The following is a 20,193-nucleotide window of genomic DNA, read 5'->3' as shown; positions in this document are numbered from 1 at the left end:
ATAAACCTATACATTCTACAAATTTTGATTTTCTGTATTATTTTACTATTGACAAAGAATTTTGTCCATGCTTTATCGGATTTATTTTCTAAGAATAATAGCTTAATAGCCTTCCATTATTAGAAGTCATCCCTCACTATGTAAGCTTTTATCACTAACTATAATTCCATCTTCATCTACATAAACATATTCATTCGGTTTCCATTCAACTTCACCAAATTGCACCGGAATATTTCGCTCTCCTTTTCCTTCTTTTACACTTCTATTTGGCATCGTCCCTAACGCTAAAATACCAATATTAATATTTTTTAATTCACTAGAATCACGAACATATCCATTTACAATAATTCCTGCTAAGTTTCTTTCTTCCGCAATAGCTGCTAAATTATCACCGAGTAACGCGCAATTTTTAGAAGCTCCGCTATCAACAACTAATACTGTTCCTTCTGGCAGTGTTTGTAACCCCTCTTTTACTAGTACATTATCATCCTTCACTTTTACCGTTGCGATTTTTCCATAGAATTGTTCTTTCTTCCCATAAGATTGAAAAGACTGGCGACATATTTGTAATTCCTTTTCAAATTCATCACATAGATCCGTAGTTTTCCACATCTCTTTCCCTCTTTTCTTTTCCTTTTATATTACATATTCTTGGATTTTTTTCGTTTCCCTGTCTAATGTTGCAACAATTTGTATGTGTAAGAAAAGGACAGAAAAACTATTGCCTTAAGAAGCCACCTTTATTATAATCTATTTCACAGATAAATTTCAGAATATTAAAAATTAACCAAGTGAAAAAGGAGGGGTTTTATGCAATTACAGACCGAGGCAAAAAAACAGCCTAGTAAACGAAAGTTTAAAATGCCTGACGCGTACGTACTACTATTTTTTATTGCTTTACTTTGTGCAATAGCTACATATTTCGTTCCTGCTGGAGAATTTAAAAGAGTCACAAACGGTACTGTTACAACGACAATACCAGGAAGTTATCATTCTGTTCCACAATCGCCGGTAGGGTTTGTTTCTTTTTTTACCGCTATTGAAAAAGGAATGACACTTGCTGCTCCTATCATCTTCTTAATTTTATTTACAGGTGGAGCCATTGTAATTCTTGAAAAAACAGGTGCTCTTGACGGTTTAATCTATCATGTAATTAACAAATTTCGGAATCAGCAATTACTTTTCATTTGTATTGTCGCCGCACTCTTTTCTATTCTCGGAACGACTGGTATTATCGTGAACTCAGTTATCGGCTTTATCCCCATCGGCATCATCGTTGCACGCACATTAAAATGGGACGCTATCGTCGGCGTAGCAATTATTTATTTAGGCACTTATGCTGGTTTTAATGCTACTATTTTATCTCCCTCACCTTTAGGCATTTCACAAAAAATCGCAGAACTCCCGATGTTTTCAGGAATTGGTTTACGTACGGCAATTTATATCTCTTTTTTAATTGCTACCATTTTGTATATTAATTGGTATGTAAAACGCTTAAAAAAATCGAATAAAGGAAGCATACTCGGAGATAACTGGTTTCCAAGTAATGCTCTTTCAAGTGAGAAAGAAACAGAGAAAACAGAAGTTCCTTGGACAATACGTCATAAATTAATTTTACTCGTTTCAGCTTTATCATTAATTGCATTTTTAATAGGCGCTTTTCGTCTACATTGGACGGACGCAGAAATGACCGCTACTTTTATATTCATAGCAATTACAGCGGGAATAATAGGTGGTATGAAAGCAAACGATATCGCTTCTACTTTTCTAGCAGGCTGCCAAAATCTCATATACGGTGCTTTGATCGTCGGAATGGCTCGTTGTATTTCAGTCATTTTAGAACAAGGCAAATTACTTGATACAATTGTTAATCAACTCGCACAGTCTCTCGAAGGACATAGCCCTGTATTTGGCGTTCTCGGCATGTATGTAAGTAGTGCCGCATTACATTTCCTCATTTCATCCGGGACAGGAGAATCTGTTATTTTCATTCCGATATTAGCTCCATTAGCCGATTTCATGCATATTACACGCCAAGTTACAGTACAGGCTGTTATGCTTGGAGAAGGTGTAGTGAACTGCCTCAATCCAACTTCCGGTGTTTTAATGGGCGTTCTCGCAGCGAGCGGCATTTCTTATGGAAAATGGATTCGCTTCATGGCTCCACTTGCATTCATTTGGTTTATCATTGGACTTATTTTTCTTATTATTGGCGTGAATATTGAGTGGGGACCGTATTAAAAGAATCATATTATACTTAACTTAATAAAATATCTATTCTATTCTCCAATCCTATAAAAATCACTTATTCTAGTATAGATATAAACAGGGATTGATCATAGTGATCAATCCCTTCTCTCAAAGCAAAATACCTTTAAATATTTTAATTCCAAATTTTATTTACCCATTCTGGATGATCAATAAAAGGATTACGATTATGTTGATATTTCGTAAAAATCACTTCATTACGCTTTCGCTCTAAATCATCGACAGGGTCTTGTTCATTCCATTTTAGTAAAACGGATAGTTTACCCATGTATGGATCTTTATTGTTATTCACCTTTTCATTTAATTCTAAGTCTATTTCGCCGTTGTCTCCTTCATAACGAACAGCCATGTAAAATAGCATTCTAGCGATATCTCCTTTTACACTATCACGAGGTTCCCAAGAATCACTATCGTACTTACATTCTGTCGCTTCTGAATGATTCACACCACCATTATCAAAATCCAGATTTCCACGTGAGCTATTTACAGATACATCCGTCGCTCTTAAATGATGCAAATCTGTTCCAGCTCCTGCAGTCGTTCCAAAATCACCGTGAGATTTTGCCCAAACATGCTCTCGGTTCCAATTATCAACTCCTGAACCATTCGTAAGTTTCCCTTGCGAACGCCCAGTATATAAGAGTAGCACATTGTTTTTATTATTTGGATCTTCATCAGTATCTCTTAGTGCTTCCCAAACCGCACTGTATGATAACTTTGTATGATCATCAATAATATTATGAAGTTCCTTCTTTAATTCTAAACCCATTTTTCCTATTGCATTATTATAATATGTATCGTCATAGCTTTTTACAATAATCTCTTGTGGTGATGCAGAAGCTACTTCACCGTGTATGATATCTGTGAATGATAGAGATGCAGTACCTAAAATAAAAAATGAAGATAGTGTAACCATAGCAAGCCTTGTATTTCTAAACTTCATATACCCATTTCCCCTTTAAAATATAATTTGAAGCTATTAACTAAAAAATGCTTTCTAGCCCCCAAAAACTTTTAGAAAGCCATACCCATCCTTTTCTTTTTATTTAATACAAAACTCTATTGAGTCTGTATTATTTCCACACTTTTTGTTTATCTACTTTTCACAAGGAATATCCTTCTCTAGTAAAGATTATTAAAATATTCTTTACAATTAAAAAGTAGTTTAATGTTAACTTATAAATTTCAATTTTTTTATGCAATTATGCATATTTGATAAATCGTTCGACTTTTCTTTTTTCTATAACTGTCTTTATTTTTTGTGTAAAACCCTTCTTCCTCTGTAGAATAAGTACAAAAATAGATTGGATACCATGTAAGGCACCAATCTATTTTAATTAAAGAAACTTTGGTAATTCTGAGTTCACAACACATTGTGCAGTAATGATAACATTTTTATATTGAGACAGAACTACTACTATTTATTTGGTATCGAATCTATATACTTTTTAACTACTTCATATACATATTCTTGATTTGCCGCTGCGGTATTTGGGTTGTATTTTCCGCCGTTTGTTTTATTGTTAGATAATACGCGAATCCCTAAGAATGGTACGTCATAAGCTTTTGCGATTTGCGCTGCTGCTGCACCTTCCATTTCTTCTACAGATGTACCGTATTTTGTATGGAACCATTTAATTCTATCAACTTCATTATTCCAAACGTCTGCTGAACCTATAGTACCTTCCACCACTTTACCTTTTGTATATTTATCTTTCACTGCATTAGCTGCTGCAAGTAAATCCTTATCTCCCTCATAGTATCGGATTTTCTCAGCATTTGGATCTTCTCCTGCACTTCCTTCAGAAGCCATTAAGTCCATAGATATCCATTTTGCCGGTTCAATCCCTTGGTTCTCATCCATATTTGTTGTTTTTAATGACCCTATATTCGCGACTTGTTTTCCTAAAACAATATCAAATACGTTTAAATTAGGATCATGTCCACCTGATGTTCCTTGGTTAATAATCGCTATAGGCTTATATTTTTCAATAGCCACTGCTGTAGCGGCTGCTGTATTTTCCATTCCTTTACCTGTTTTCGCAACGATTACAGGATAATTGTCTACAGTTCCTTTATAAAAGGTAAAAGTTCCAGATTTTTCTTCTTTCACATTTTTTAACCTTTTTGCAAATTTTTCAGCTTCTATTGGCATTGGACCTTGAATTAAGATTGGTTTTTGATTACTTTTTGCCTCAACTTGTTTTGGACCCGCATTACATCCCGCAAGTATTGAGAATGACAATGCAACAGTAGTTACTAGGGCAGCACATTTTTTCAACGTATTCTTCTTCATAAATAATCTCCTCTTTCTCTTGTTGTTTTCTATACTCGATGTTTTGGTCCAAAGAAAAAAGCTCTAGAAATTGTAGAAAAATCTCTACTTTCTAGAACTACGGTAGTCAAAGTTAATTAAGCAAAAGATAAGGCCATTGCTAAATTATAGAACGGTAGCGGCTCAATACACCGAATGACCGAATACTTTAACCCGTAGTCCAGTTCTTTCATTGGGAACTAGGTAGAAACGCTCGGACCATATTACCGAGTATATACGAGTGATGTTATTTAAAATTATTATATTGATAATATAACAAACTTTTAGTGTATACACAATCTAAAAGTGAACACTTTTAATAAAAATAATAAAAATGTTCGTTTTTACAACTTAAATAGTTAGGATTTATCATTCCTAAATGGATAACGACGCTAAAAAACTCATAACCCATATACTAAACTAGATTAACCTACAACAACCGATCTTTTACAGACAATTACTCTACGTTTTCAGCGTTTGAGGCATTTACTACTACATAATTCGGTATTGTCGCAACGAGTTGTATTAAATGTTGGTACATACTAATTTGCATCATTTCATTCGCCTTCTCAGTATTTCCAAGCATTTGATACGCTTGTGCGATTAAATCTTCCTCTGGAAAATTAGGTCGTATCGTTTCGCCAAGTAATTGAAGCACCTCATTTGGTCTATTGAGTATAAGATAGCAAGTTGCTTGAAAAGATGCCGCCTCTTTCACAAGAGAAACATCATCACTTTCTTCCTGCACTCGGCTAAAGAGATACATTGCCTCTTCTAAAATTTCAATTCTTCTATCCATATCCTCTGTTAACATGTGGTGATTAATAAAAAGTAGCCCCATTTGAATTAATAATGGAAAACAAGAATAATATTTTTTTGTCACTTCCCTGCACTCCATCATTACTTCATCAAACGGTTCTTCACTAAAAGCTTCCGCTAGTCTATGATATAAATTTTTAATATCTTCCTGTTTCATTTGCGGTGTATAACAGATTAATTCATCTATACTTATGTTAAAGTACGATGCTAACAGTGGCAAAAATGTAATATCCGGATAACTCTGCCCAGTCTCCCATTTGGAAACAGATGCTTTCGTAATACCGATATACGCCGCTAACTCTTCCTGTGTAATTCCTTTTTCTTTTCTCTTATCCGCAATGATTTTATGAATATGAATTTCTCTCACTGTTTCACCTCATACTTTTATTATATGTACTTTATTTCACACAAAATATAGATTTAAAGTCGACTTTCGTTAACAAAATCAACTGTTAGGAAACATCTCTCTAAAATAAAAGAAGCTCCAAATTTTATTATATTTAGGTCATAGATATTAAACTTAATAAAATCAAAGGCAGGAACATATTTGATATGTTCCTGCCTTTTTATTGTGGGGTACCGATACATAGCCATCTAGCTAAGATTTTGAAGTGCTTCAAAATCAAAAATTTCATCTCACCACAGTTTTCTATGAGAATCCAGTGAACAACTTATTTGCATAGTTTTCGAAAGTGGAAGTAAATTTAAGTTATTTTTAAAGTAGGTATACCTAGTACAAATTCTTGAATTGCGCCCATTTGTTGAATATTAATTTTCATTATACTTTTTGTACTGAGTCCAGTGCTTTTTTTAATTCGTCTGGTTTTTGAGTGCCGATTACTACTGTGTTATATTGCAACTTTAACTCTATACCTTTATTTCCATTCATGTTATAGGCTTTTTCATTCTTAAGGTTAAAACGAATTCCCCATCCCCCAAATCGTTTTAGTGGACTGTAAGTAATGCATTCATAATGATGTATATTTTTGAAAAGGTACTGCTTATATTGAAAATGAAAAGGAACAAAACGAACATAAAGACCTTTTTCACGGACCTCAATGATCAGTTTCAATACTCCAAGCATTAATACAGGAAAGGCAATCCCGAAAAACAACCACATAACAATTAATACACCATTAGGAGCTGGTTTATCTCCAAACGGGATATCAAGAATAATTTGTTGAATAAATCCATACCACATCAGTATGGAAATCCCTAATATGAGTATCCATACCCAAATTGGGGATCGCTGAACCTCACGAAAGATAACTTGTTCTTGTTGTTTCATTAATGATTGTCACCTCCTAAATGGTTTATTTTTTCTCACTAATTTTAAGCCGTTTTGCACTTCCGAAAAATGCGCTCCCAATTATGAATATAATGGAAGAAAGATACATTGTTATCCCTGAATATTTATTTTCAAATATTGTAGTATTAAGTAAATTAATAAACATTATTAATATAAGTGATATGTATAATCCATTAATATATTTCATTTATACCCCTCCCTTATTTTTTCTCCCATCTCCTTTTTCCCTATTTTACCATATGAGAGAAGTGATATATTGTTTGATTTTGGTTGTATATTGTATGCATACTTGGTTAACATAACGTCTCATTATCGGTAGCAAGGAAAAAGGAGGACCCTGCTCTCACAAGGGAACCTTCTTTTTTAGTTCTATGAATCTATACATTTTTTTATACATTCCTATCCTGGCACGGTTTTAGGGCTCTTGTTTGTTACTGGATTAGTCAAAAAACTGTATAAAATCTTGCATGCTCTTAGCGTGGGGGTTTTCCAAAATACTGGCATCCCCCAATATGTGCTTTCTTATGGGTATTTCTTGAACCCTCATTAAAACACTTTCCCGTCCTTTGTCTATCTTTAAAAGTAACTCTGCTTGTTTATTTAAAGTCCTTGAAACGAGGCATTGTACTCCTCCTAAAGCCAAACAAATGATTAAAATTACACATCCATATTATACTTATTAAACTAAAAATTCAATCTCTTTTCATTTCATTCATTATGTAAATAAAAAAGGATAATCCGCCCTCATAATGGACTAATTATCCTATAAATCTTTATCTAAATTTAATAAAATTAGAACTTCTTTTCCTATGTATACTTATTTCGTTATCTCACCAAACTGCGCTCTCGTCACTTTCATCAAATCTTCAACTTTAAGCTCAATTTGCACGCCGATTTTCCCGCCGCTTACAATGATTGTTTCAAGTGATTGGGCACTTTCATCAATACATGTAGAAAATAATTTCTTCATTCCTACTGGTGAACAACCACCGCGAATATACCCTGAAACTTTCGTAATATCTTTAACAGGAATCATTTCTATCTTCTTTTCACCGACCGCCTTTGCGGCTGCTTTTAAATTTAGTTCCTCATCTACTGGGATAATGAACACATGATAATCCTTACTATTCCCTTGAGCGACAAGTGTTTTATATACTTCTCTCACTTCTCTACCAATTTTCCCAGCAACTGATACGCCATCAATTTTCCCATCGTCCGGATCATATGACATCATCGAATATTCAATTTTTTCTTTTTCTAATATTCGCATCGCATTTGTTTTATCTTTTTTCATAGTGTTCTCCTTAAAAAGTTATTTCATATTATTAAATTTTCTTTTATTATACACTCTTTTCAATTTCTCCTACATAACTTCACGTATTCTTCAAAACTGAAAATATTGATATTTCCAAATTCATCTGATATAATTTGGAAAAACTTATGTTAAGGAGAGATTTTAATGCGAACTTTTAATACGTCTTTCCAACTTCATCATCATACGTAACGCCGTGTATCCGAAGAAAAATTTTTCTTCGTGGGTACAGGGCTTTTCCTGTTGACCCACGAAGCGTTCATAAAGCTATGTGGGTATTTTTATACCTGCATAGCTTTTTTTAATTTAAAAGAGGAGTGATTATGGTGGAAATGAAAAATGTAAAAGGGACAAAAGACTATTTACCAGAGGAACAAGTACTACGAAATAAAATTAAAAGAGCTTGTGAAGATACGTTTGAACGTTATGGCTGTAAACCGTTAGAGACACCAACGTTAAATATGTATGATCTTATGTCTTACAAGTACGGTGGTGGCGATGAAATTTTAAAAGAAATATATACACTTAAGGATCAAGGAAAACGCGATCTTGCCTTACGTTATGATTTAACAATTCCATTCGCAAAAGTCGTGGCGATGAATCCGAACATCCGCCTACCCTTTAAACGCTATGAAATTGGGAAAGTATTTCGAGATGGGCCAATTAAACAAGGAAGATTCCGTGAGTTCATTCAATGTGACGTTGATATAGTCGGTGTAGAATCAGTCATGGCGGAAGCTGAACTCATGAGCATGGCGTTTGAGCTGTTCCGAACGTTAAACTTAGAAGTAACGATCCAATATAATAACCGAAAATTGTTAAACGGTATTCTCCAGTCTATTAACATCCCTACTGAACTAACGAGTGACGTAATTTTATCATTGGATAAAATCGAAAAGATTGGGATTGATGGTGTACGAAAAGATGTATTGGATCGCGGGATTACTGTAGAAATGGCCGATACAATATGTAATACTGTTTTATCTTGCCTAAAGCTCCCTATAGCCGACTTTAAAGACACTTTCAATAATACACTTGTCGCCGATGGAGTAGAGGAACTACAACAACTACAGCAATACTTACTCGCTCTCGGAATAAATGAAAATACGATATTCAATCCGTTTTTAGCAAGAGGACTCACAATGTATACAGGCACTGTGTATGAAATCTTTCTAAAAGATGGCACGATTACATCTAGCATCGGTAGCGGTGGTCGATACGATAATATTATCGGAGCATTCCGTGGTGATAATATGAACTATCCAACAGTCGGTATTTCATTCGGTTTAGACGTTATTTATACAGCACTATCACAGAAAGAAACCATATCATCTACAGCGGATTTATTTATCATCCCACTCGGGACAGAATTACAATGCTTACAAATTGCCCAGCAATTGCGCTCTACTACTTCTTTAAAAGTCGAACTTGAACTAGCCGGACGTAAATTGAAACGTGCCCTTAATTATGCAAATAAAGAAAATATCCCGTATGTGCTAATAATTGGTGAAGAGGAACTATCTACAGAAACAGTTGTATTGCGTAATATGAAGGAAGGTACTGAAGTGAAGATTCCCCTCTCTTCCTTGGAAAATAACACATTTAATAACTATATATAATAAGCGCCACCCTCATTCGGGTGGTTTTTCTAGTGCATAAATAAAGAGTCATTCAGTTTACATAATATAATTATTGATTTCTATAAATGTAATTTTCAACCATATAAAAAAAAGAGGGCAGATATGCATCTCCCTCTTTTTTCTAACTCTTTTTATTATTATTCTTGTTCTTGCTCGTCCATAATCTTCTCGAACGCCGCAGATACTTTTTCAAATTCCTCGTCATTCTCTATGTATGAGAATTCATTATCTTCTTCTATTTTTAAAAAGAAGATATCAATGTCTTCCTCAGTTTCTGTTTGAATGTCTTCTACAAAGGCAACCGCAATGTATTCTGCACCTTCGACATCCATCGCTCCAAGCACTTCAACTTCCTGTTCTTCATTATTCTCATCGGTAAGACTAAAAATTTCGCCTACTTCAATTGCTTCCATATTCATTCTCCTCCTATCATACTCTAAAAAATAAAACGTTCAAATTGCACACTTACTAACATATCTTTCCATAAAAAAGTTGAATTCATACAGAAAGAACAACAAATTCTTGCTGATTCAGCAAAAGTATTCAACTATAAGGATATCATTTATGAATAGGAATGAACATATTTTAAATGAGATAATTGGATTAATTAATTTAAAATCCTTCTTTAGATTTCCGAAAGACCTCCATGTTCCATAATGGTTCTTTCATATAGGTAGCTGGAATGCCACCTTTCAATCTGTAAGTAAATACTAAAATAGCACCTCCTATCCTGATTCCTTTCCGTACGTTTTTAGGATGAGAGATAAATCCTTCTATATAAACTAAAGAGACTTATGCAGCAATTCCAATACATCTTTCATCGCAAAAGGACCGTCTTTTTTTACATGCTCAGCGAATTCAGAAACGAGACGTAACGTTTTCACACTTTCGATTGGATGCTCTCCTGACGCACTTTCAGCAGAAAGCATAACAGCATTCGTTCCGTCTAATACAGCTTGAAATACATCTGTTACCTCAGCTCTTGTAGGAATAGAATGATCTACCATAGATTGAAGCATTTGTGTCGCTGTAATGACATATGTATTCGTTCGATTGCACTCACGAATCATCATTTTTTGCAAAAGCGGAATAAATTGATACGGCAATTCCACACCTAAATCTCCCCTTGCGATCATAATGCCATCCGCTTCTTTGCATATGTCTTGAAAATTCTCGATTGCTTCCATCGTTTCTATTTTTGCAATTAAATTAGGAGATGTTTCTTTATGTTCATGTATAAAACTTCGTATTTCCTTTATATGACTAGGTTTTCGAACGAAAGAACACGCAATAAAATCAACTTCCTCTTCTAGAAGAAATTGAATATCTTTTTTATCTTTCTCCGTAATAGCTGGCAAACCAACAATTGTGCCTGGTAAGTTCACCCCTTTATGAGAGGAAATATTGCCACCTGTTTTTATTCTCGTTTCTATTTTGTCCGTACTTACCTTTTCAACAACTAATTCAACTTCTCCATCATTAATAAGAATTCTACTTCCAACTTTCACGTCATTCGCGATCCCTACATAATCAACACTTGCTTCTTCTTTATTCCCTTGAACTGGATTGGTATGTAAAGTAAATAACTCCCCTGCTTCAAGTGTAATTTGTTCTTCTTTCATTTCACCCAATCTTATTTTAGGACCTTGTACATCCCCTAGAATTTTAATAGAATCGTCTAACGATTTTACTAAACGAATGATGTCTTTATGACTTTCATGCGTACCATGTGATAAATTTAACCGAACAATTTTCATACCATTGTTTATTAACTGCGCTAACGTTTCTTCATTATTACTCGCTGGCCCAATTGTACAAACTCGATCAATTGTCATGTCCCCACCATCCTTTTTTAAATGTTTCCCATAAAATAAAGAGAAGATTCTTTTTATAGGAAAGACCGTGTAACTAAGGGTGCAAAGAGGTTTTATATGAAGAGAATATTTTGCTGAAGAAATAGCTTTAATTTAACTTTTTGTGCCCAACATTTTGACTCAATCGTTATTGTTAGTTTCGTTGCAATGGGGTACTACTAATAATAAATCTTGTTTACATACGAACGTTAGATTGGGATATCGAAAACGACCTATGGAGGAACCACAATGACTACTCTTCGAAAAAAAATAATGGGACTAACATTAGCGGGAACGGTAGCACTATTTACATTAGCAACAGGAATCATAATGAACGATAATGAGGTAAAAGCTGAGGTAAAAAAAGCAGGAAAGCAACCTAAAAATGTGATTTTCATGGTTATAGATGGGACAAGTTCTTCTGCTACAACATTAGCCCGGTGGTACAAAGGTTCACCTCTTGCGCTAGATCAAATTGTATCCGGAGGTGTTCGTACATACTCAGCAGAATCGGCTATTACGGACTCTGCACCAGCAGCCACAGCTTTAGCGACAGGAAATAAATCAAATTCAGGCTACGTGGGCGTATTACCTTCTGTTGTGAATTCACCTGGCTTAGAACCAGTGAAAGAAGAATGCAAGTTTCGTCCAGTTGCCAACGTCTTAGAAGGCGCAAAACGTTCCGGCCGCGCGACAGGAATCATTGCTACATCAGAAATTCAACATGCTACTCCGGCTAGTTTCTCTGCCCACCACGTTAACCGTAAAGATTTCGAAGTACTTGGTGAACAGCAAGTGTATCAAAATATAGAAGTTGTATTAGGTGGTGGAAAAGCAGCACTTCAGCCTACGACAAGCAACGGAATTCGTAAAGACAACGAAGATTTAGTAAAAGTGATTCAAGACAAAGGGTACGACTTTGTCGAAACAAAAGATGCGTTATTAAACTCCAAATCAAATAAAATCTGGGGTTCTTTCTCTAATACTGCCCTTGCGTTCGATATGGATCGTAGAATAACCAATCCTAAGCAGCCAACTCTTTCCCAGATGACGAGAAAAGCAATTCAAACATTATCAAAAGATAAAGATGGTTTCTTCTTATTTGTAGAAGGTAGTAAGGCAGATTGGGCAGCACATGCAAATGATCCAATCGGGATGATTAGCGATGTATTGGCATTTGATGTTGCAGTTACAGAAGCATTAGAATTTGCGAAGAAAGACGGTAACACTATGGTCATTGCTTTAGCGGATCATGGTAATAGCGGTATTTCCATTGGTAACAGCAATACCACAAAAGGCTATGATACTACACCAGTATCAGCTTACATTGCCCCACTGAAAAAGGCGAAAATGACACTTGAAGGTGCTACAAATAAACTAAAAGATGATTTATCTAATATAAAAGAGGTCGCTGCACTTTACGGTTTAGACGACCTAACTGATAATGAAAAAGAGCTGTTAAAAGCTGCACAAAAGAAAACTGATGTAGGTCCAATCCTTACTAAATTATTGGCCAACCGTGCGAACATCGGTTTTACAACTGGTGGTCATACGGGTGAAGATGTATTCTTATACTCTTACGGTCCTCAAAAGCCATACGGTTTAGTCCAAAATACAGACATTGCGAAAATAATGGCCAAAGCAATGGGCTTTCAATTAGGAGAATTATCTAAGAAATTATTCTTAGATGCTGAAACATCCTTTAAACAAATTGGTGCAACTGTAACGATTGACAAAAAAGATGCACGAAACCCGGTGCTTGTAGTAAAACGCAATAATACGGAGGCCAAATTGTTTGTTAATAAAAGCATTATATATATTGGTGGGAAAGATTATGAATTAGGAGGCATCGTTGTAGAAAGCAACGAGAAATTCTATGTACCTGAAAGAGCACTTCAACTATTCACAAAGCATTCTCGCTAAATTTAAAAACAGACATAAAAAAACGCTATCCTTTCTATAGAAAGGGTAGCGTTTTTTTCGTTATATGGATACAAATTTATCTTATTAAATCCATTCAACAATAGTATCCATAGTTTGTCTTGTTTTATTAAATTTTTGTTCTCCTTTACGGTATCCAAATGCAACCATAACTGATACCTCAAGATTATCATCTTTTAAAATTCCTTCTTGACGAAGTAAAGAATCTACTTTTTCTTTATCGAATCCTTCCATTGGACAAGAATCAATACCGATTTGAGCTGCACTAGTCATCATATTAGCTAAAGCAATATAAGATTGCTTTGATGACCAATCAAATACAGCACGTTCGGAGTCTAACAATTTAAAATCCGATTCTTGGAATTTTTTGAAGAATTCATATCTCATTTGTTGGGCTTCTTCAGGCAATCCAATAATATCTTTCATCATGTGCTGAATATATTCTGCATCATAGTGCATATCTTTGATGTTTCTTGAAAGAACAATGACAAAATGACTTGCTGTTGAAAGTTGCCCACCTGCTCCCCATGAATATGGTAATAGTTTTTCTCTTAATTCTTTATTTTGTACCACAATAAATTTCCAAGGCTCATATCCAAAAGAAGAAGGAGATAATCTTCCTGTTTCTAAAATAAATTTAAAATCATCTTCTGAAATTTTCTTCATAGGATCAAATTCTTTACATGCATGTCTAAAGTTAAAAGCCTCAATAATTTTTTGTTTTGTATTTTGTTTTATGTTAGTCATAAAAGATCCCCTTTTCATTAAATTATTATTTAACCAAATTATATTTTCAAAGTAACAATGATACAAGTACGCACATTTATGTGCTATAGTATCAAAAAAGATACTATTGTTAAGGGAGAGTCTTTTTATGATTAGTTCAAAAGAAGATGATGTAAATTATCCATTTTTAAATAAATATTCTTGTCCAGTAGAAGCTATCGTCGAGGTTATTGGCGGAAAATGGAAAGGTGTTATTCTTTATCATTTATTAGATGGTAAGAAACGATTTAATGAATTAAAAAGATTAAAACCTAATATCACCCAAAGAATGTTAACACTTCAACTTAGAGAACTTGAAGCAGATGGCATCGTACATCGGGAGGTATATCGTGAAGTACCTCCTAAAGTAGAATATTCGTTAACCGAACTAGGCGAGTCGCTACGTCCAATTATCCTTTTAATGATGGAATGGGCGACTAATAATATGGAGCAGGTTTTGGAAAGTAGAAATAACACTAAATAGTATTTAAAACCTGTAATTAGCCATTACAAACAACTCAAAAAAGATTGCCTCTTAGTATACAGGCGATTTTTTTTGAGTAAAAGGATTATTTGGGTCAGATTCTGGAAAAGTGTTAATATTCTTCATAAAGGAGGTCTACTGATGAAAAATTTATGGAAGAAAGTTTCTTTAATTGCTTTCATAGTAATTGTCCTTTTAATAATTTTATATTTTTGTGGTATGTCACTTTTCTGGAACCAACCCTAAATTACATTTAAAAATAAGCCCCCCTTGAATAAAATTCAATATTCCGTCAATGCTATACATGACATTAGATTTTCTCCTTGTTCCCCCTTGGAGAGTCGGGCAGCTAGCTTTTGTTAGCTGCTTTTTTATTTTCGAATCATTGCCGTCATTACTACTGGTGGTCCATTTGTTCCGTATTTCATAATTTGAGCAATTGATTGTAACTGCTGAATGCCTTCTTCTTCATTATGTTCTCCCTGAACAATTGCTGACGAACAATATAATGGTTGAACAGCCACTGTATGGAGACTCTTCCGCTAAATAAAATTGTGCGACCATTGGAAGTTCTTCTCGTTTTACATATTTCTAGGATTTTCTGCGATACTGGTGCAATTTCTTCATCATAAACTTCCTCTTTATCGTACATATCAATCCATTCCCCTTTTCTACAAAATGAAATTTTTGTAGAAAATAATGAACTTTAAAAACTACTAAATTGCAAATATAAATACAAGGGAGCGTTTTATATGACTTCCTATCAAAAAATATCTTTAATAGTTATCACTCTTTTTTATCATTGTGATGTTCCTTTTAAATGAAGTCTTTATTTCTTAACACCAAACGAGAATGTACAACAAACTAAAAAGGCCTACTCACACGAGTAGGCTTTTGAAACTATGAAAGCTTCGTTAATAATTGATTTAAATCTTTTTTCGTTTTCGTCGTTAATGACTTCATTTTATTAATATCGATCTTTTCTTTCTCCGCTCCTACAATTAACGGATACATACTTTGGCCAATTGTTTTATATTCAGTCGGATGTGATGCTTCTAACTCTTTTTCAATGACATCCCACTTCTCATTAATTTGTTTTCCAAGTTTATTAACTGTTTCTAATTTAGGATTTGCAGCTAATTGCTTGTCCAAGCTTTCAATTAATGTAACAACTTCTTTTACATTTGTTTTCACAGCGACGCTTTTCTTCGGATCTTTCGTTGTTTTTCCGTTATTGTTTGTACTTGTACTTTGATCTGTTGTTTTTCCGTTGTTGTTTGTACTTGTACTTTGATCTGTTGTTTTTCCGCTAGTAGTTTGATCATTCGTTTTTCCTGTCGTTTCTTTTTCTTTTGTTGTTTTGCCGTTACTTTCTGTTCCTGATGATTCCTTTGTATTTTTTGCATCCTTATCTGTTTTTTCATTCGAAGAAGTATTTGTGTCTTTTTCAGTATCTTTCGTTGTTTTTGACGCTTCATCTGCACTTGTCGTTTTCGATTGCTCTTCATTTTGTGCAGTTGCCTGATCCTTCTTCGCTGCATCTTTATCTGTGGAGGTACTACAAGCTGCCATTGTAAGCATTGTACCAATTGCTACTGATGCGATAGCGACCTTTTTCATTTTCATAAAAATCCCCCTATGTTTACAATTTTATCCTTCTCTTTACGATTCTATTTCCCCTTAAAAAATCCCTTTTCATACGAATCACCATCTTTCCGACAGTAATCTTCATAATAATACGTACAAAAAACGATAAATTCATTTTAATATTCGAGTTTTTTCTACTACATTTTCCTCCTCTGTAGCAAAAGAAAAAGAGTATGTTGTCACATGAAGATTTACAATCTACAAATGACAACATACTCCCCTATCAATTTTTTATCTTTCTTGACATTTTATTTATAAAAAAAACAAAATAATTACTAATTTTTTTATTTCTCAACAATTGTTAACATAATATTTTTATGAATAACCACCGTTCGAATGAATGACTTGCCCAGTAACCCACTTCGCTTCTTCACTTACTAAAAAAGCAATTAAGCGTGCCGCATCCACCGGTTCTCCAACTCTTCCTTGCGGGAATTTCCATACTAAATGATGCTGTAATTCCTCTGTAATCCATCCTGTATTCGTCGGTCCTGGATCAACAGCATTGACTGTAATCCCCTTCTCCATAGCAACTGGTGCAACTGACTTTGTAAATGCTTCTATTGCTCCTTTCGTTGCTACGTATGCTAGTTCATCTGGCATCGGACCTAATGACTGCCCAGAAGTAAGATTTATAATACTTCCACTCGTTTTAAGTGAAAAATGTTTAATAAATAATGAACTTAATAGCATAGGAGCACGAACATTAACCGTATAATGTTTATCTAGCTGTTCTACATCTAACTCTTCAATTTTCGTAGGAGTAGAATACGCCGCATTATTAATAAGAATAGATGGATCCCCTAAACGTTCTGATACCATATACAATACACGATTAGGCGAATAAGACTGCGATAAGTTTATTTCTGCCATTTCACATCGAACGCCGTAACTTTCAATTTCCTTTTTCAACAAAAAGGGCTCTTGATCATTCATTCCCCATGGCATCGCTTTATCATACCGAGGCCAATACGTGAAAAAAATGTCTATCCCATTTTGAGCAAGCACCTTGCATACAGCTGCACCAATTCCATTCAGACGAGTTGCCCCTGTTACAATTGCTATTTTCTTCACCTTTTCTCCTCCATCTATGGATAAATCCCCTGCACGAATACAGAGGATCTACCTTTTTAATTAATATTTGACAATATACGCTCAGCGCCTAATTTTAAAATTTTAATAAAGATATAATTTACAATCGTAAACATTACAAATAAAACGATAAACATAATCCAAAGTCCTACTTGAAGGAAGAAGTATAATACACTTACACCCGCTACAATAACTAAAGCTATTAAAATATTAGCTAAAAAATTCCACAAAGTTGTATATCGACTTTTAAATAATTTCTGTTCTGTATCCCAATGAATATCTGCAGTTTGTGCATCCCAGCGTGTACCGATTAAATTAATTAACAATAAACCGTTCGCACTTAGTAAGAACCAAAGTATCATGAAGACTGGCGAAATACCTGCTACAAATGCCATTGTAATACCGAATACTCCTAAAATGACTACATTAATTAACCAGGCCGTTATCGCTTTCGCAAAAAAGATATCCGAAGCCTTTACTGGTAAGTAGCGATTCACAAACCAAGAGCTTCCATCTCGTGAGAATGACGTTGTTGCAATAACGTTACTCCCCATTAAAAATAAGGATGCACAAAGGCCAACACCAATTGCGAAACCTGCTGATTCTGGATTATCAATATACCCTGTAATCCATTTTAAATTTCCATCTTGTACAAACAAAACAAAGAACAGCATAATTGGCATAACGAAAGTTTGCACAATACAATTTAAGAAAAATTGTGGCGTGCGGAATAACGTTTTAAATTCTTTTTTCACATATGCTTTTAAATGAGAACTTTGTACTGTTGATTTCTGTAAACCTTCTGCTGAAATTACCTCTTTCTTTGCTGTACTCGTTGAAAGTCCAATAACCCCTTTTAAATATGTACGCTCTGCAATGTAATAAAACAAACCGAAAAATGCGATAGAAATAAGAATATATATTAGTACGTATAATATTCCCTTCCACGATGCATTTTCTACTAATCCCATTGCACCAAAATATGTAGTCGGAAAATAATTTGTCATTTGTATAAAAAGGGAGGATTGATTATTTGTAAGATAATTCGCAACTGAATCTCCAGCTCCAGATACTGCACTTTTATTTCTCCATTGCATAAATACATTGATTCCGACGATAAATAGTATACTTACGATTCCAATAAATATACTTCCTCGATCTTTATTTTTCGCTATATTCGTATACCTCATAATAATTGTCATAATTAACGAAGCTAAAACTAGCGGAATGATCGGGAAGAATAAGTAAATGACAATCATATAAATGTAATATGTAATGAAAGCCCCACTCTTTAAACCGTAAGTAATAAAGATAGGCAATAAAATAAACGAGCTCATTACGTATTGTGTAATTAACACTGTAAAGAACTTTGCCGAAATAATTTGCGCTGGTTTTAACGGTAACGGTAGCAACATTTCAACATCATTACTATAGTAAAACACTGTTAAAATGTTCATAATACTCATCAAAAATACCCATATACTAGCAACTGCTAATCCCATCGCAATAACAATTCCTGGATCCTGTCCGAGGTGTATCATTCCTTCATATATTCCATGGGTCATCGAACCGAATATTAAAAAACCTACAAATAAAATGGCTGCAAATGAAAATAAATACGCCCATCTTTTCTTTTTATCTGTTATGAAATCTGCATAATTTAATTTCAATAATACTTTCGTTAACGTCCAAATTTTACTCATTGCCCGTCATCTCCAAGAACATTTTTTCAAGTGATTCATTGGATTCAAAATGATCTCTCATTTCATTTAAATTCCCTTTAAACTGAAGATTTCCCTTATTAATAATCGCGACGCGGTCACATATTTTTTCAGCTACTTCTAATACGTGTGTCGAGAAAAATACAATCTTCCCTTTATCAGCATGTTCTCTCATCATTTCTTTTAAAATATATGCAGATTTCGGATCAAGACCTGTTAACGGTTCATCTAAAATCCATACATCTGGTTCATGTACGAGCACACCGATAATAACAATCTTTTGTCTCATACCGTGTGAATAACTTTGAATTTGATCAGATAAAGCATTGTACAGATCAAACTTCTTCGCTAATGACTCTATTCGTTCTTGTCTTACTTCCTTCGGTACTTCATACATATCAGCCATAAAGTTTAAATATTCAATCCCTTTTAATCGTAAAAACATATCCGGGCTATCTGGAACATAGCCAAATGTTTTCTTCGCTTCCATCGGATTTTTCATAATATCTTTACCGTTGATTGTAATGGTTCCTTTGTCCACCCCATGAATACCAGTAATCATCTTAATTGTCGTTGATTTACCCGCACCATTCGGTCCTAAAAACCCAAAGATTTCTCCGCTCGGTACAGATAAACTTAAATCTTTTACTGCATAGGTAGATCCATTATAACTTTTTGACACATTCAAAATTTCGATCATTACATCCAATCCTTTCCTTAATTACCAATTAACTATATTAACATTATAGCATACTTATATTTATAGATTTTTACATTTTTCAGTTTTTTTAACCTTTAAAATAAATATAAACTCCTAATCCAACAATTAAAACAACAGCTAGTATTATATAAATCATCGTAAGTCGTTTAATATTTCCTTTTGTCGCTTTACTATAATTCGCATCACCATTTCGCCCAATTAACACCGTTCCAATTACAGTAATAACTACAAGTAATATAACGATCATTATCCCAGTTAACATTTCGTCCTCCCCCTCCTTACATCCATTTTACGATATTTCCCTTTT

Annotated in this window: 19 protein-coding genes, 1 pseudogene and 1 riboswitch; of the genes and pseudogenes, 4 read left to right on the top strand and 16 right to left on the bottom strand. The window is 34.2% G+C overall.

Going from position 1 to position 20,193, the window contains the following annotated elements; all coding sequences use genetic code 11:
- Positions 1-126: 126 nt before the first annotated feature.
- The gene (gene rraA / locus BG05_RS15230; RefSeq protein ID WP_002185379.1) at positions 127-612 is read right to left on the bottom strand and encodes a ribonuclease E activity regulator RraA; all 486 of its coding nucleotides are present in this window, start codon (positions 610-612) and stop codon (positions 127-129) included.
- A 198-nt stretch (positions 613-810) separates the two neighbouring features.
- Between rraA and BG05_RS15225 the strand changes: the two genes are divergently transcribed.
- Complete coding sequence (locus BG05_RS15225) at positions 811-2,241, top strand: YfcC family protein (protein WP_003190456.1); 1,431 nt, start codon at positions 811-813, stop codon at positions 2,239-2,241.
- Positions 2,242-2,383: 142 nt separating this feature from the next.
- Here BG05_RS15225 and BG05_RS15220 read toward each other — a convergent pair whose 3' ends face one another.
- From BG05_RS15220 to ybaK, 6 genes and pseudogenes are all read right to left on the bottom strand, one after another.
- Positions 2,384-3,211, bottom strand: coding sequence for an endonuclease I family protein (locus tag BG05_RS15220; protein WP_002033283.1), 828 nt, complete (start codon positions 3,209-3,211; stop codon positions 2,384-2,386).
- Between the two features lie 474 nt (positions 3,212-3,685).
- Positions 3,686-4,564 carry a 5'-methylthioadenosine/S-adenosylhomocysteine nucleosidase gene (locus tag BG05_RS15215; RefSeq protein WP_002128267.1) on the bottom strand — a complete coding sequence of 293 codons (879 nt, stop codon included), beginning with the start codon at positions 4,562-4,564 and terminating at the stop codon, positions 3,686-3,688.
- 175 nt (positions 4,565-4,739) lie between these two features.
- A riboswitch (purine riboswitch) is annotated at positions 4,740-4,843 on the bottom strand.
- 199 nt (positions 4,844-5,042) lie between these two features.
- Positions 5,043-5,768, bottom strand: a pseudogene (locus BG05_RS15210) (helix-turn-helix domain-containing protein); the annotation flags it as partial.
- 411 nt (positions 5,769-6,179) lie between these two features.
- Positions 6,180-6,689 carry a DUF6141 family protein gene (locus tag BG05_RS15205; RefSeq protein ID WP_033734155.1) on the bottom strand — a complete coding sequence of 170 codons (510 nt, stop codon included), beginning with the start codon at positions 6,687-6,689 and terminating at the stop codon, positions 6,180-6,182.
- A 25-nt stretch (positions 6,690-6,714) separates the two neighbouring features.
- Complete coding sequence (locus BG05_RS15200) at positions 6,715-6,897, bottom strand: hypothetical protein (protein ID WP_002128270.1); 183 nt, start codon at positions 6,895-6,897, stop codon at positions 6,715-6,717.
- A 630-nt stretch (positions 6,898-7,527) separates the two neighbouring features.
- Complete coding sequence (gene ybaK, locus BG05_RS15195) at positions 7,528-8,004, bottom strand: Cys-tRNA(Pro) deacylase (RefSeq protein ID WP_002128271.1); 477 nt, start codon at positions 8,002-8,004, stop codon at positions 7,528-7,530.
- Between the two features lie 341 nt (positions 8,005-8,345).
- Between ybaK and BG05_RS15190 the strand changes: the two genes are divergently transcribed.
- Positions 8,346-9,641 carry a histidine--tRNA ligase gene (locus BG05_RS15190; protein ID WP_003190464.1) on the top strand — a complete coding sequence of 432 codons (1,296 nt, stop codon included), beginning with the start codon at positions 8,346-8,348 and terminating at the stop codon, positions 9,639-9,641.
- A gap of 158 nt (positions 9,642-9,799) precedes the next feature.
- Here the strand turns inward: BG05_RS15190 and BG05_RS15185 are convergent, their stop codons facing one another.
- Together BG05_RS15185 and BG05_RS15180 are read right to left on the bottom strand one after the other, a co-directional pair.
- Positions 9,800-10,081: a DUF1292 domain-containing protein gene (locus tag BG05_RS15185; protein ID WP_003190466.1), complete on the bottom strand. Its 282-nt coding sequence runs from the start codon at positions 10,079-10,081 to the stop codon at positions 9,800-9,802.
- Between the two features lie 363 nt (positions 10,082-10,444).
- Complete coding sequence (locus BG05_RS15180) at positions 10,445-11,497, bottom strand: pyruvate kinase (protein WP_002128274.1); 1,053 nt, start codon at positions 11,495-11,497, stop codon at positions 10,445-10,447.
- Positions 11,498-11,764: 267 nt separating this feature from the next.
- Here BG05_RS15180 and BG05_RS15175 point away from each other — a divergent pair, with 267 nt between their 5' ends.
- Positions 11,765-13,438, top strand: a complete 1,674-nt coding sequence (locus BG05_RS15175) for an alkaline phosphatase (protein ID WP_003190469.1) — start codon at positions 11,765-11,767, stop codon at positions 13,436-13,438.
- An 84-nt stretch (positions 13,439-13,522) separates the two neighbouring features.
- On the opposite strand, the gene BG05_RS15170 is transcribed toward BG05_RS15175, so the two are convergent.
- A complete protein-coding gene (locus BG05_RS15170; RefSeq protein WP_033734157.1) occupies positions 13,523-14,203 on the bottom strand; it encodes an NAD(P)H-dependent oxidoreductase in 681 nt (226 codons plus the stop codon).
- Positions 14,204-14,330: 127 nt separating this feature from the next.
- Here BG05_RS15170 and BG05_RS15165 point away from each other — a divergent pair, with 127 nt between their 5' ends.
- Entirely contained in the window at positions 14,331-14,705 is a 375-nt protein-coding gene (locus tag BG05_RS15165; RefSeq protein WP_002128279.1) for a winged helix-turn-helix transcriptional regulator, read from the top strand.
- 371 nt (positions 14,706-15,076) lie between these two features.
- Here the strand turns inward: BG05_RS15165 and BG05_RS31065 are convergent, their stop codons facing one another.
- The 6 genes from BG05_RS31065 to BG05_RS15140 all read right to left on the bottom strand — a co-directional run bounded on the left by BG05_RS31065 (position 15,077) and on the right by BG05_RS15140 (position 20,148).
- Positions 15,077-15,229 carry a hypothetical protein gene (locus BG05_RS31065; RefSeq protein WP_002128281.1) on the bottom strand — a complete coding sequence of 51 codons (153 nt, stop codon included), beginning with the start codon at positions 15,227-15,229 and terminating at the stop codon, positions 15,077-15,079.
- A gap of 376 nt (positions 15,230-15,605) precedes the next feature.
- Positions 15,606-16,331: a hypothetical protein gene (locus BG05_RS15160; protein ID WP_002185367.1), complete on the bottom strand. Its 726-nt coding sequence runs from the start codon at positions 16,329-16,331 to the stop codon at positions 15,606-15,608.
- 336 nt (positions 16,332-16,667) lie between these two features.
- Entirely contained in the window at positions 16,668-17,426 is a 759-nt protein-coding gene (locus BG05_RS15155) for an SDR family oxidoreductase (RefSeq protein ID WP_002013978.1), read from the bottom strand.
- 56 nt (positions 17,427-17,482) lie between these two features.
- Positions 17,483-19,147, bottom strand: a complete 1,665-nt coding sequence (locus tag BG05_RS15150; protein ID WP_002167957.1) for a putative ABC transporter permease subunit — start codon at positions 19,145-19,147, stop codon at positions 17,483-17,485.
- Entirely contained in the window at positions 19,140-19,865 is a 726-nt protein-coding gene (locus tag BG05_RS15145; protein ID WP_002033261.1) for an ABC transporter ATP-binding protein, read from the bottom strand. The genes BG05_RS15150 and BG05_RS15145 overlap by 8 nt, the downstream gene beginning before the upstream one ends.
- 88 nt (positions 19,866-19,953) lie before the next feature.
- Positions 19,954-20,148: a hypothetical protein gene (locus BG05_RS15140; RefSeq protein WP_002142517.1), complete on the bottom strand. Its 195-nt coding sequence runs from the start codon at positions 20,146-20,148 to the stop codon at positions 19,954-19,956.
- Between the last annotated feature and the right edge of the window lie 45 nt (positions 20,149-20,193).

This window comes from Bacillus mycoides (genome assembly GCF_000832605.1).
Taxonomy (GTDB): Bacteria; Bacillota; Bacilli; order Bacillales; family Bacillaceae_G; genus Bacillus_A; species Bacillus_A mycoides.
This window is presented reverse-complemented; position numbering and strand designations above follow the sequence as displayed.